Source organism: Nonomuraea sp. NPDC050451 (assembly GCF_044458585.1).
Genome location: NZ_JBITHZ010000021.1, coordinates 64,017 through 76,528, shown reverse-complemented (window position 1 = coordinate 76,528; position 12,512 = coordinate 64,017). Strand labels below are relative to the sequence as shown.

Here is a 12,512-nt window from a genome sequence, read left to right as displayed (position 1 = left end):
CGGCGACACCACCTGGTGAGAGGTCCAGGCTAACGCGGGCGGCCTCAGGGTCCCGCTCCTGGTCCGGCGCGGCACGAGGCGCGCGTTGGGCGGAGCCTGGCGGTGGCGGCGATAGCCTTGTCAGGTGCGTATAGCGAGGTTCTCCACAGGCGAAGGCGTGTCGTTCGGCGTGGTCGAGGGCGGCCCGGGCGAGGAGGTCGTCTCCACGGTCGCCGGTCACCCGTTCGGCCAGGTGCAGTTCACCGGGGAGCGGCACCCGCTGTCCCAGGTGAAGCTGCTGGCCCCGATGCTGCCGAGCAAAGTGGTCGCCATCGGCAGAAACTACGCCGAGCACGCGGCCGAGCTGGGCAACGAGGTGCCCGAGGAGCCGCTGATCTTCATGAAGCCGTCCACGTCGGTGATCGGCCACGGCGAGAACATCGCGTACCCCACGACGTTGTCCGACCGCGTCGACTACGAGGGGGAGCTGGCCGTGGTGATCGGCAGGCTGTGCCGCGAGGTGCCGGTCGAGCGGGTCAAGGACGTGATCTTCGGCTACACCTGCGCCAACGACGTCACCGCCCGCGATCTCCAGAAGAAGGACGTGCAGTTCACCCGGGCCAAGGGGTTCGACACGTTCTGCCCGCTGGGGCCGTGGATCCAGACCGATCTCGACGCGAGCGACCTGGCGCTGACGACCACGGTCAACGGCGAGATCCGGCAGAGCGGCCGCACCAGCCAGCTCATCAACGACATCCCAGCGCTGGTGGCCTACGTCAGCGCGGTCATGACCCTGATCCCCGGCGACGTCATCCTGACCGGCACGCCCGCGGGCGTCGGCCCGCTCGAGATCGGCGACGAGGTCAGCGTCGGCATCGAAGGCATCGGCACACTCACGAACAAGGTGGTCTCCCGTGACTGAAGTACGGGTGCGGTTCGCCCCGTCCCCAACCGGCATGTTCCATGTGGGCGGCGCCCGCACGGCGCTGTTCAACTGGGCGCTGGCCGAGCAGTCCGGCGGCCACTTCGTGCTGCGCATCGAAGACACCGACGCGTCGCGAAACCGTCCGGAGTGGACGGAGGGCATCATCTCCGCCCTCGACTGGATCGGCATCAACGGCGGAAACCCGGCGTTCGAGGGCCCCTACTTCCAGTCGGCGTACGAGGCCCAGCACCGCGAGGCGGTGGCGAAGCTGCTGGCCGACGGCAAGGCCTACTACTGCGACTGCACGCGTGAGGCGCTGGTCGCCCGCACCGGCTCCGAGCACCGGGGCTATGACGGGCACTGCCGCGAGCGCGGCCTGACCGAGGGGGCGGTCCGCTTCCGCACCCCCGACGACGGCGTCACGGTCGTCGAGGACCTCATCCGGGGCAACGTGGAGTTCCCCAACGAGGCGCAGGAGGACTTCGTCATCGCCCGCACCGACGGCTCGCCGCTCTACGTGCTGGCCAACGCGGTCGACGACATCACCCAGAACATCACCCACGTCGTCCGCGGCGAGGAGCACCTGGGCAACGCGGCCAAGCAGATGCTGCTGTGGCCGGCGCTGGGCGCCACGCCGCCGGTCTGGGCGCACCTGCCGGTGATCGTCAACGAGCAGCGCAAGAAGCTGTCCAAGCGCCGCGACAAGGTGGCCCTGGAGGACTACCGCGCGGAGGGCTACCTCGCGGAGGCCACGGTCAACTACCTGATGCTGCTGGGCTGGGGGCCGGGAGAGGACCGCGAGATCATGCCGTGGTCCGAGATGGTGCCGCTGTTCAAGCTGGAGGACGTCAACTCCGCCAGCGCGTTCTTCGACGAGAAGAAGCTGCGCGCGTTCAACGGCGAGTACATCCGGGCGCTGCCGCTGGAGACGTTCGAGGAGCGCTGCACGCCCTACCTCGACCTGTCCTGGGACCGCGAGCTGTTCAGCAAGGTCGCGGCGCTGGCCCAGACCCGCATCGCGGTGCTGTCGGAGATCCGGCACAACGTCGATTTCCTCTTCCTCGACGAGCCGGTCTTCGACCAGGCGTCCTGGGACAAGGCGATGAAGAACTCCCCGGTGGAGATCCTCACCGACTACCTGTCGCGGCTGGAGACGGTCAGCTGGGACCCCGAGTCGCTCAAGGAGGCGCTGGAGGAGGTCGGGACCGCGTACGGGCTCAAGCTCGGCAAGGCCCAGGCGCCGGTCCGCGTGGCGATCACCGGCCGGACCGTGGGCCTGCCGCTGTTCGAGTCGATCGAGGTGCTCGGCCGCGCGCGGGCGCAGGAGCGCCTGCGCGCCGCGCTGGCCCGCCTGCGCGGCTGATCTGACGCCCGGCGGCCCGCACGCGGGCCGCCGGGGCTTCAGGCTCAGTCGAGGCCGCGGCGGACGAGCAGCGGCTGGATGCTGGGCTCGCGCCCGCGGAAATTGCGGAACGCGGCCAGCGGGTCGAGGCTGCCGCCACGGGAGAGCAGCTCGCGGCGGAAGTGGTCGCCGTTGGCCCTGGTGAGCCCGCCGTTCTCCTTGAACCACTCCACGCTCTCCGCGTCGAGCACCTCGCTCCAGATGTAGGAGTAGTAGCCGGCGCTGTAGCCGCCGGAGAAGATGTGGGCGAAGTAGTTGGTCCTGTAACGCGGCCGGACCTGTGCCAGGGCGATCTGGGCGGCCTCCAGGGCCGCGGCCTCGAACGCCTCGGGGTCGGCCACCGTCTCCCCGGACGCCAGCTTGTGCCAGGCCCAGTCGAGCAGGGTCGCGGCGAGATATTCGACGGTCTTGAAGCCCTGGTTGAACTTCTCGGCCGCCTGCAGCTTCTCCACCAGCTCGGCCGGCATCGGCTCGCCCGTCTCGTAGTGCCTGGCGTAGTTGGCCAGCACCTCGGGCCAGGTCACCCACATCTCGTTGACCTGTGACGGGTACTCGACGAAGTCACGCGGCACGTGGGTGCCCGACACGCGCGGGAAGCGCACCTGGGAGAACAGCCCGTGCAGCGCGTGCCCGAACTCGTGGAAGGCCGTGTTGACCTCGTCGTACGTCAGCAGCGTCGGCCCCGAGGCCGGCTTGGTGACGTTGAGGTTGTTCATGACCACCGGCAGCTGCCCGAACAGGAACGACTGGTCGACCAGGTTGTTCATCCACGCGCCGCCGCGCTTGGTCTCCCTCGCGTACGGGTCGAGCACGAACAGCCCGAGGCGGCTCCCGTCCTCGTTGAACACCTCGTACACCGTCACGTCGGGGTGGTATCCGCCCAGGTCGGGCCGCTCGGTGAAGGTGAGGCCGTAGAGCTTCCCGGCCGCGAAGAAGATGCCGTCACGGTAGACGCGGTCGAGCTCGAAGTACGGCCGCATCTCGGCGGCGTCGAAGTCGTAGCGGGCCTGGCGCACCTTCTCGGAGTAGTACGACCAGTCCCACGGCTCGATCTCGAACCCGGCCTGCTCCGACAGCGCCTCGGCCTCCTTCCGCGCGTTGCGCACGGCGGGGGCGACGAGCTGGCCGAGCATCTCCTCGACCGCCTCGACGGTCTTGGCCGTCTGGTCGGCCACCACGTACGCCGCGTGGTTGGGGAACCCCAGCAGCGCCGCCCGCTCGGCCCGCAGCGCCGCCATCCTGGCCGCCAGCTCGAAGTTGCCCGGAGCCCGCCCGACGCTCAGCTCGTACAGCCTGCGGCGCACGTCGCGGTCGGTGAGCTGGGCCAGGCCCGGCTGGGCGGTGAAGTTGAGCAGCGGCAGGACGTACTTGCCGTCCTTGAGCAGCGACTCGATCTTGGCCCGGTCGAAGCCGTCGAGCTCCTTGGGGTCCTCGACCACCAGCGCCGACTCCGTCGAGGCCTTCAGCAGCGTCTGCGCGAACTCCGTCGAGAGCTTCGACAGCTCCTCGTTGAGCTGCCGGAGCCGGTCCTGGTCCGGCTCCGACAGGTCCGCCCCGGCCCTGATGAAGTCCTCCCGGTACTTCTCCAGCAGCCAGGCCTCCTCGGCATCCTCCGTGGAAACCTGCTTGATGCGCGCCCACAGCGCCCGGTTGAGCCGGATCGCGTCGCCGTGCCTGGTCAGCTGGGGAGAGATCTCCTTCTCGATCTCCATGACGCCGTCGGTGGTGTTGGAGGCGGCGATGCTGAAGAAGACCGTGGCCGTGCGGTCGAGAATCCGTCCCGACCGCTCGAGCGCGGCGATCGTGTTGTCGAACGTCGGCGCCTCGGTGCTGCTTGCGATCGCGTCGACCTCCGCCAGCTGCTCCGCCATGCCGCGCTCGAACGCGGGCAGGTAGTGCTCCTCGCGGATGTCGGCGAAGGGGGGCAGCTCGTACGGCAGGTCGCTAGAGGTGAAGAACGGGTTACCGGCCAACGGTTGGGCTCCTCCACGTGGTGTTTTGTCCCCTTCAGCTTGGCACGTGAGGGCCTGTGCTGTGGGCGATGGAGGGTTCGTTGGCTATTCGTTTTGGTCTTACCCCCAGAGCTGGGCTATTCTTTCGGACGTCGCCGAGCGCGCCTCACAGAGGTTCGCGAGCGGTGGGGTATGGTGTAATTGGCAGCACGACTGATTCTGGTTCAGTTAGTCTAGGTTCGAGTCCTGGTACCCCAGCATTATCATTTCGCCACTTTGTGCAGGATGTCGGTAATCAGCCGGTATGTTCTCGCCGTCGGCGCATGCGAAGCCTCCACCGAGTAAATCTTGAACTTGTTGCCTGGCGTGGCCGCATCCGCTTCCTTGATCATCCGGTCCTGCAGTGCGAGCGGGATCATCTTGTCCCGCGTGTGCCTGATGTAGACGCGCGGCACCCGTCCCCACGCCTCCTTGCGCCCCCGAGCATCGGCGCTCCCCACCAGGAGACTCTCATCCGGCAGCAACGTGTTCAGCATGGCCAGGAGCTCGCCCTCGCTCGCCTCCGCCATGAACGCCGCCTTGACCGCGTCCAGAAACTTCCTGTCGTTCGTGCGCCAGTTCACGCGGATCGCGCCGATCACCCTCGGGTCGGCGATGATGCCCGCCGTCACGCCGGCCGCCAGGCTCTCCTTGCCCTCCGGCGTCGCCAGATAGTCGTTGGGCGAGCGCAGCTTCGTGCAGCAGAAGGCGGTGTCGTAGACGAGCAGGTCGATCAGGTCGGGCACCGCGTCGGCGGCCTTCGTGATGGTCGCGCCGCCCAGGCTGCCGCCCACCAGGATCACCGGGCCGTAGCCGGAGACCCGGCGCACGGTGTCCACCGTGGCCTCGACATAGTCGTCCAGCGTGACCTTCGCCACCGGCGACGGCAGCGTGGCCAGCTTCGCCAGGTCCTGCGGGCTCTGGTAGGCGAGGTGAAACTGCTCCTCGGGGCCGTGCCCCGGCAGGTTCACGCCCACGGTGCGGTGGCCGCGCAGCGCCAGCTCGGAGTCGCCGGCGGCCACACCGTTCGCGCCGGTCACGAAGACGTACGTGGTCACCTCCCGCCTCGGCCTGGCGGTCTGGGCGCCCACGGCGCCCGCGCCCGCGACGGCGGCGTACTGAAACATGTCCCTACGGGTCGGAAAGCTCATGACTCGATGTTCGCCCAGCTCAGGGCGGGTGCGCATCGCCTGCCCGGCTCGTCGTGCGGTGGACGTCCGGCATCCACCGATCGGTTGACGCCATGCCAGGCTTGACCTCATGAGCTGGCTCGACGGGCGCGAGCGCGGGGCCTTTCTGTGCCTCGCCTACGGACTGCTCGGCATCTCCTCGGCCGCGGCCGCCCTCGCGGACGCCCCGTCCGCCGGCGCGCCCTGGCCCCTCCTCCACTGGCTGGCGGGCCCCCTGCCGGCCTGGCTCGCCGAGACGGCGGGTCCGGGGTGGGCGGCGACCGGCGGCGGCCCCGTGGCGGTGTGGACGGCGACGGACGGCGGCCCTGCGGCGTGGACGGCGACGGCCGGGTCGTGGTCCGGCGGGCCGGCCGCGGACTTCGGTCCCGGCCCGGCGTCGTTCGCGCCGTGGTGGCCGGCGGTCGCGCTGGCCGCCGCGGTGTGGGTGGCGCCGATCGGATGGCTCCACCCCCGCCGCGACACGCGCCGCGCGCTCGTCGTGGGCCACTTCCTCGTGCTGATCGCGCTCGCCGCCGCGCTGACGGCCGCGAGCCCCGCCTTCATCATCTTCGCCTCGATCGGCTACCCGCTGGCCAGCGCCCTGCTCCCGGCCCGGCTGACCATGGCGGGGGTGACGCTCACCGCCATCGTCATCGTGACGGCCCAGGCGGGGCCGGGCGCCCGCGGCACCCTGCTCACCGTGATCGCGGGCGTGGCGCTGCCGCTGGTCCTGGCCGGCTGGTACGTCTCCGGCGAGCACGACAGACGACGCCGCCTGGTCGAGCGCCTGCGCGCCGCCATGGCCGAGAACGCCTCCCTCAACGCCCGGCTGCTCGACCAGGCCAGGCGGGCGGGCGTGCTCGACGAGCGGCACCGGGTGGCGGGCGAGATCCACGACACGGTCGCCCAGGACCTCGTCGCCCTGATCGGCCAGCTCAACGCCGCCGACCGCACCTCCCGGGCCGAGTCCCGCCGCCGCCACCTCGACCAGGCCGCCGAGCTCGCCCGCCGCAGCCTTTCCGAGGCCCGCCGGTCCGTACGCGCCCTGCGGCCGGAGCCGCTGGAGACCTCGAGGCTCCCGGAGGCGATCATCGATCTGGCCGAGTCGTGGGCGCGGTCGGCCGGCGTCGACCTGACCCTCGAGATCACCGGCACCCCGGTCGCCCTGGCCGCCCCCATCGAGGACACCCTGTTCCGCGTGGCCCAGGAGGCTCTGGCCAACGTCGCCAAGCACGCCAGAGCCACCAGGACGGGCCTGACTCTGTCGTACACGGACGAAACCGTCCTCCTCGACATTCGCGACGACGGCTCCGGATTCGCCCCGCAGAAGCCCGCTGACGGCTTCGGCCTCGACGGAATGCGTCAACGCGTCCGCGCCGTCGGCGGCACTCTCCACCTCGAGTCCACCCCCGGCCAGGGCACCGCCGTGGCCGCCGCCATCCCTGCCATCCCCGCGGAGGACGACCATCCATGATCCGCGACAGCCACGGCAATCATCCGGAAGACGCCGCCGCGCCCTCCGCCCCTTCTCCTGAGGCCACTGTCAGGTGACGCGCGAACCGGCCGCGTGCCAACCGAGGTGGCCAAGGAGTTGGCCTGTGTGCGGTCGCCGTGGCGACGATACTGGCACCGTTGTGAAGGCGAGCAGGCACCGGTGAAGGAGCTGCCGATGATCACCGACCCAACGATGACCCGGATCGGCCAGGGGGTGGAGCTGCACCACCACCAGGGCCGGCGTGAAGCCGCTCGCGACTTGTTCGCGCAGATCTGGGACGACATCGACGGAGAGCAAGGCGACCCGCTGCACGTTTGTGTCCTTGCCCACTCGATGGCCGACGTGCAGGACGACGTGCACCAGGAGCTGATGTGGGACCTGCGAGCGCTCGCCGCCGCCGATCTGATCACCGATGAGCGGGTGGCCCAAGCCGGGGTGACGCTTTCAGTGGCCGGCTTGTACCCGTCGTTGCACCTCAACTTGAGCGAGTGCTATCGCAAGCTGGGCGATCTCGACCGCGCCCGTGAGCACCTCCAGCAGGCGCAGGCCACGATCGGCGCGCTCGGCGACGACGGGTATGCGCAGCTCATCAAGAGCGGCCTGGAGCGGATAGCCGAACAGCTGAGATGCGACCCTCCACCGGAAAACGGCCAGACCGAATGACCCGGCCCTCTCGTCGTCCGTGCCAGGAGAATTGGCCAACCAATGGCCAGATCGGATGCCGCCCGACAGCCACCCACGGGCCGTCCCCGGGAGGGAGTCGTGTGCACGCCTGAGGCGCCTCGCCGTGTCCCTGCTCGGCGGACGCGTGGTCGATCGACCCCTGGAGGGGTGATGGATGAGACCCTGACGAGGGACGGGTGCCGGCCGGAAGGGGAGAGATGCGGCTGAGGCTGCTGATAGCGGACGATCATCCCATCGTGCGCGACGGCCTGCGTGCGGCAATCGATGGCGAACCCGACCTTGAGATCGTCGGCGAGGCGGCCGACGGCGCGGAGGCCGTACGCCTGGCCGCCGAGCTCGAGCCCGACATCGTCCTCATGGACCTGCGCATGCCGGGGATGGACGGCGTCACCGCCATCCGCCGCATCAGCGGCACGGGCCCGCGGGTGCTGGTCCTGACCACGTTCGACACCGACGTCCTGCCCGCGCTCGAAGCGGGCGCCACCGGCTACCTGCTGAAGGACGCCCCGCCGGAGGAGCTGGTACGCGCCGTCCGCGCCACCCACCGGGGCGAGACCGTCCTCGCCCCCGCCGTGGCCGGCCGGCTCGCAGCGGCCCTGCGCAAGCCCACCAGGGGGAGGCTCAGCAAACGGGAGCTGGAGGTGCTGCGCCTGGTGGCGGGGGGAGCGACGAACAAGGTGGCGGCGGCGAGCCTGTTCATCAGCGAGGCCAGCGTCAAGACTCACCTCCTGCACATCTACGCCAAGCTCGACGCCCGCGACCGCGCCTCCGCCGTCGCGGAGGCCTACCGTCAAGGCCTCCTCACCGACTGACAGTGAAGATCTGGCGGGGAGGCGCCGACTGACACCGGAGGGGCATGGGATGGCGATGGGGGTGGAGCAACGGCAGCGGTTTGGGTAGAGTCCGCCCGGCTTATGGATGAGTTTCGTATTCGCGCGGGCAACTTCCCGCGCTTCGTCGCCCCGTTCGTCGCCCCGTTCGCCCTCTTCTTCGCCGTCTGCCTCCTCCTCGGCGCCATCTTCACCGGCAGCACCCCGTTGGGCGCCGCCATCGGGGCGCTGGCCACCGCGGCCCTCCTGGCCGTGCTCGTGGCCAAGCACCGCCGCCTGACCACCGGCACCGTCGTCCGCTTCTCCGCCGACGGCGTGGAGCTGGCGGACTCGTACGGCTTCCGCGTCCGCCTCCGCTGGCCCGACATCACCAGGATCGACGTCGTGGACACCCAGCTGGCCGGTCCCAGGCGCTTCGGCCGTCCGGGCGGTGTGCGGGTACGGGTGGAGCCGCTGCGTTCGGTGGGGCTCGTCGGGTGGGGCGAGCGCACGGTGCCGCCTCGCGTGCCGGGCTGGATGCGCGAGCGGCTGACCCGCGCTCCCATGGACCCGGTCACCGGTCGGCCGGAGGTGGCGATCCCGCTCGGGGAGTTCGACCCGCTGTGGGAAGGAGGGGCGATGGGGGACTGGGTACGCCGCCACAGGCCCGACCTGATGGGCCGTTAAGCGGTTTGGTGTGGTCTCCGGGGTGCGGTAGAGTTACCTGCGTTGCCGGGGAGATCCCGGCACCAGCAGCTTGTGGACAGGGTCCCGTCGTCTAGTGGCCCAGGACGCCGCCCTCTCAAGGCGGTAGCGCCGGTTCGAATCCGGTCGGGACTACCACTGTCACAAGCCCGCGAAGGTCCCGTCGTCTAGTGGCCCAGGACGCCGCCCTCTCAAGGCGGTAGCGCCGGTTCGAATCCGGTCGGGACTACGTCTACCACACTCGCTCCGGCGCCCACAGGCCCGGAGCGTTTCTGTTTTCCGGCCTCGCACACCGCGCAAACGGCAGCCGAATCCGCACACCACACGACCGTCCCCCTGGACAGACCCCAGCCACGTGCGGCGGGTCGCCCGCCCAAGGCGTCCGGCCCCGTACGGCGGTGCTCGCTATGGGCGTGCAGGGCCCACGGAGCCCGGCCGCGTGCGGTGGGTGCTCGTTGTGGGTGTGCCTGGGCCAAGGGATCCGGCCGCGTGTGGTGGGTTGTTTGCCTGCGGCGTGGGAGGTCCCAGGAGGCCGTATCGGGTGCTTGAAGTAGAAAGGCCCCCGCCGGGTGGCGAGGGCCTTCTAAGGAGCGGCGATCACACGGAGCGGGCCTTGAAGAGGGCCCGGCGAGCCGCCTTGGCGATCTGCTTGTCCGGGTGGACCTGGGAGATCAGGTCCAGCAGCTCCTCCACGTGCGCGTGCGGAATCCGCCAGATCACCTCGAGCAGGTCGTTGACCATCTCCGGCCCGATGTCCCGCAGGCTGCTCACGAACTCGGAACGCCCCAGCCCGGCCGAGATCGTCCACATGTCCAGGATCAGCCAGTGGGTGTCGTCCTGGGTGGGCTCGGGTGCCCCCTCGATCTCCAGCTGGCTCAGGTGCGTGGCCGCGTAGGGCCGCAGCGAGGGCTGTTTGAGTGCCGCCTGCCAGGCCGGGATGGCGGCCTCGCCCAGGGTGCCGACCACGCTGGCCGCCTGCACCCTGATCAGCGCGTCGCTCTCGTCCTCGGCCGCCGCCTCCAGCAGCTCCTCGGCCGCCTTGCCCGGCTCCCGGAGCCGCATCCAGGCCGCGAACTCCGCGTCGGCCTCGTCCTCGGGCAGCTCGGCGCTGAGCGCCAGCAGCTCGTGGGCGCTCATGGACTCGATCGCGGGCCGCGCGTCCACTTCGATGTCGGCGTCGTCCACCAGGTGGACGACCCCCTCGGTGCCGAGCGGCGTGAGGCGGAGGGTGCTGCCGTCGACCTCGACCATGCCGTACCCGACGAGCCAGTCGATCGCGGGGGCCAGCGGGTCGCCTACCGCCTCCCACGCGTCCGAGCCCAGCTCGTCGAGGTCGGCGGCCGACTCGGCCAGGTCCTGCGCCAGCTCGTCGAGGTCGCGCGAGCCGCCCGCCAGCAGCAGCCTGACCAGCAGGCCCCGGGTCAGGCCCGCCAGCGCCATCGTGAGGTCTTCGTCGCTCAGCTCCGGGTCGCCGTAGTCGACGGAGTGGAGCCCGAGCATCCAGGCGTCGAGGACGTCCTCGTCGTCGTCGAACGGCCACTCCGAGGTGTCGTCCTGCACCGCGACCGTGTTGCCCTCGCCGGGCTGGAGGAACTCCAGATCCACGGCCAGGTTCCAGATGTTCCAGAGCTGCGGGACGGCCTCGGCGATCGGGCCGTCGGCCTCGGGTTTGGGCAGCCCGACGGCCGCCAGCGCCTCCTCCACCTCGGCGTCGGTGAGCAGGGTGTCCTCGCCCACCCGGCGACCGGATCCCACCCAGAGGGCGAGGTCGCGGGCCTTGGCCACCAGCGGCGCCTGCCGGGCCGCCGCGGCCAGCTCCGAGTCGGGCCGCAGCCTGATCGTGTCGAGTTCGGCGAGGTCGTCCGCGAACGGCTCGAAATCGCCCAGGTCGCCGACCTCGTCCTCCTCGTCGTCATCGCCCTCGGCGTCGTCGAGCATCTCCTCCATGAGATCGACGAACTCGTCCTCGACGTCGTCGAGCTCAGCCTGCAGATCGGCGAGGGAGTCCGAGCCCTTGGCCAGCCTGCCGGTCTGGGAGAGGAACGTCAGGTACGCGTCCACGGCCGGGAGCATCCCGTCGGCGGCGGCGTCGGGATCCTCCACGACCTTGGGCATGCGGTCGAGCAGCAGGTTGCGCAGGTCGGCGCGCTTCCACGTGCCGAGGTCCTGCGAGAAGGCGAGACGGTGCCACAGTGCGGCGGGCCCCACGAGCTCGGGGTCGCTTCCGGGCGCGTTCGCACGCGCCCACATGATGAACTCTTCGAGCAGGGGTCGCAGCTCAGTGGCGGCTACCTCGATGCGATCTGTCACGCACTCAGGCTAGTGCGCCCACGAGGCACTCGGCTCCCCAAATACCTGCTTTCGCCGATCATGACGTGCGGCGCATTGCCTCTGTTATACGTTCGGCGGCCGCCATAACGGGCACCGCGTGGAGTCGTCCCGGTGCCCTCGTGAGCCGTTCGATGGGGCCGGAGACCGACACGGCCGCGATCACCTTGCCGCCGCTGCCCCTTATGGGCGCCGACACGCTGGCCACCCCCTGCTCGCGCTCGCCGACGCTGTGGGCCCAGCCACGGCGCCGTACGGAGGCGAGGGTGGCGGCGCTGAACTTGGCGCCGCGCAGGCCACGGTGAAGCCGGTCCGGCTCCTCCCACGCCAGCAGTATCTGTGCGGCCGAGCCCGCCGTCATGGGCAGCGCGGAGCCCACCGGTACGGTGTCCCGCAGGCCGCTCGCGCGCTCGGCGGCCGCGACGCAGACGCGCTCGTCGCCCTGGCGGCGGTAGAGTTGCGCGCTCTCCCCGGTGAGATCCCTCAGCTGCATCAGTACGGGGGCGGCCACCGCCAGCAGTCGGTCCTCGCCGGCCGCGGTGGACAACTCGGAAAGCCGGGGACCCAGTACGAACCTGCCCTGTGTGTCACGACTCACAATGCGGTGGTGCTCAAGTGCGACGGCCAGCCGATGGGCCGTGGGGCGGGCCAGACCGGTGGCCTGGACGAGCTGCGCCAGTGAAGCGGGTCCCGCTTCGAGGGCATTGAGTACAAGAACTGCCTTGTCGAGTACTCCGACTCCGCTAGAGTTGTCCATAAACCGATACTGCCGTCTCGACATATGAGAAGGCAAGTCGGAGGCAAACTCCCCCGCGAGGGAGCGCCGGTCTCTGGACTGAGGAACGAAGGGAGCGTAGCGACCGGAGTGACGAAGGAAGAGACCGGACCCGAGCGACCGAGCCGCGATGCGAAGCATCGCAGTAAGCAGGGGAGGGAGCGCCGGTCTCTGGACTGAGGAACGAAGGGAGCGTAGCGACCGGAGTGACGAAGGAAGAGACCGGACCCGAGCGACCGAGCCGCGATGC

10 protein-coding genes and 3 tRNA genes are annotated in these 12,512 nt (G+C 70.2%); 9 read left to right on the top strand and 4 right to left on the bottom strand.

Translation table 11 applies throughout. The features are described 5' to 3' along the window. Nucleotides 1-124 precede the first annotated feature (124 nt). Together ACIBI9_RS42795 and gltX are read left to right on the top strand one after the other, a co-directional pair. Complete coding sequence (locus ACIBI9_RS42795; protein WP_397231339.1) at nucleotides 125-901, top strand: fumarylacetoacetate hydrolase family protein; 777 nt, start codon at nucleotides 125-127, stop codon at nucleotides 899-901. After that, nucleotides 894-2,267: a glutamate--tRNA ligase gene (gene gltX, locus ACIBI9_RS42790; protein ID WP_397231337.1), complete on the top strand. Its 1,374-nt coding sequence runs from the start codon at nucleotides 894-896 to the stop codon at nucleotides 2,265-2,267. The genes ACIBI9_RS42795 and gltX overlap by 8 nt, the downstream gene beginning before the upstream one ends. Before the next feature lie 44 nt (nucleotides 2,268-2,311). Here the strand turns inward: gltX and ACIBI9_RS42785 are convergent, their stop codons facing one another. Continuing rightward, entirely contained in the window at nucleotides 2,312-4,279 is a 1,968-nt protein-coding gene (locus tag ACIBI9_RS42785; protein ID WP_397231335.1) for a M3 family metallopeptidase, read from the bottom strand. Between the two features lie 165 nt (nucleotides 4,280-4,444). Here ACIBI9_RS42785 and ACIBI9_RS42780 point away from each other — a divergent pair. Beyond that, nucleotides 4,445-4,516, top strand: a tRNA-Gln gene (locus ACIBI9_RS42780). Nucleotides 4,517-4,521: 5 nt separating this feature from the next. On the opposite strand, the gene ACIBI9_RS42775 is transcribed toward ACIBI9_RS42780, so the two are convergent. Beyond that, the gene (locus ACIBI9_RS42775) at nucleotides 4,522-5,448 is read right to left on the bottom strand and encodes an alpha/beta fold hydrolase (protein ID WP_397231333.1); all 927 of its coding nucleotides are present in this window, start codon (nucleotides 5,446-5,448) and stop codon (nucleotides 4,522-4,524) included. Between the two features lie 109 nt (nucleotides 5,449-5,557). Here ACIBI9_RS42775 and ACIBI9_RS42770 point away from each other — a divergent pair, with 109 nt between their 5' ends. The 6 genes from ACIBI9_RS42770 (at nucleotide 5,558) to ACIBI9_RS42745 (ending at nucleotide 9,388) form a co-directional block, all read left to right on the top strand. Next, complete coding sequence (locus ACIBI9_RS42770; RefSeq protein ID WP_397231331.1) at nucleotides 5,558-6,940, top strand: sensor histidine kinase; 1,383 nt, start codon at nucleotides 5,558-5,560, stop codon at nucleotides 6,938-6,940. 195 nt (nucleotides 6,941-7,135) lie between these two features. Further along, nucleotides 7,136-7,624 carry a tetratricopeptide repeat protein gene (locus ACIBI9_RS42765; protein WP_397231329.1) on the top strand — a complete coding sequence of 163 codons (489 nt, stop codon included), beginning with the start codon at nucleotides 7,136-7,138 and terminating at the stop codon, nucleotides 7,622-7,624. 218 nt (nucleotides 7,625-7,842) lie between these two features. Further along, nucleotides 7,843-8,457 (top strand): response regulator, encoded by a 615-nt coding sequence (locus ACIBI9_RS42760; RefSeq protein WP_397231327.1) that lies wholly within the window; start codon nucleotides 7,843-7,845, stop codon nucleotides 8,455-8,457. A 102-nt stretch (nucleotides 8,458-8,559) separates the two neighbouring features. After that, nucleotides 8,560-9,141 (top strand): hypothetical protein, encoded by a 582-nt coding sequence (locus tag ACIBI9_RS42755; protein ID WP_397231325.1) that lies wholly within the window; start codon nucleotides 8,560-8,562, stop codon nucleotides 9,139-9,141. A gap of 80 nt (nucleotides 9,142-9,221) precedes the next feature. Then, nucleotides 9,222-9,297: transfer RNA gene (locus ACIBI9_RS42750), tRNA-Glu, on the top strand. An 18-nt stretch (nucleotides 9,298-9,315) separates the two neighbouring features. Next, nucleotides 9,316-9,388: transfer RNA gene (locus ACIBI9_RS42745), tRNA-Glu, on the top strand. Between the two features lie 368 nt (nucleotides 9,389-9,756). Here ACIBI9_RS42745 and ACIBI9_RS42740 read toward each other — a convergent pair. Next, entirely contained in the window at nucleotides 9,757-11,469 is a 1,713-nt protein-coding gene (locus tag ACIBI9_RS42740) for a hypothetical protein (protein ID WP_397231323.1), read from the bottom strand. Nucleotides 11,470-11,527: 58 nt separating this feature from the next. Continuing rightward, nucleotides 11,528-12,244 carry an IclR family transcriptional regulator gene (locus ACIBI9_RS42735; RefSeq protein WP_139632184.1) on the bottom strand — a complete coding sequence of 239 codons (717 nt, stop codon included), beginning with the start codon at nucleotides 12,242-12,244 and terminating at the stop codon, nucleotides 11,528-11,530. Between the last annotated feature and the right edge of the window lie 268 nt (nucleotides 12,245-12,512).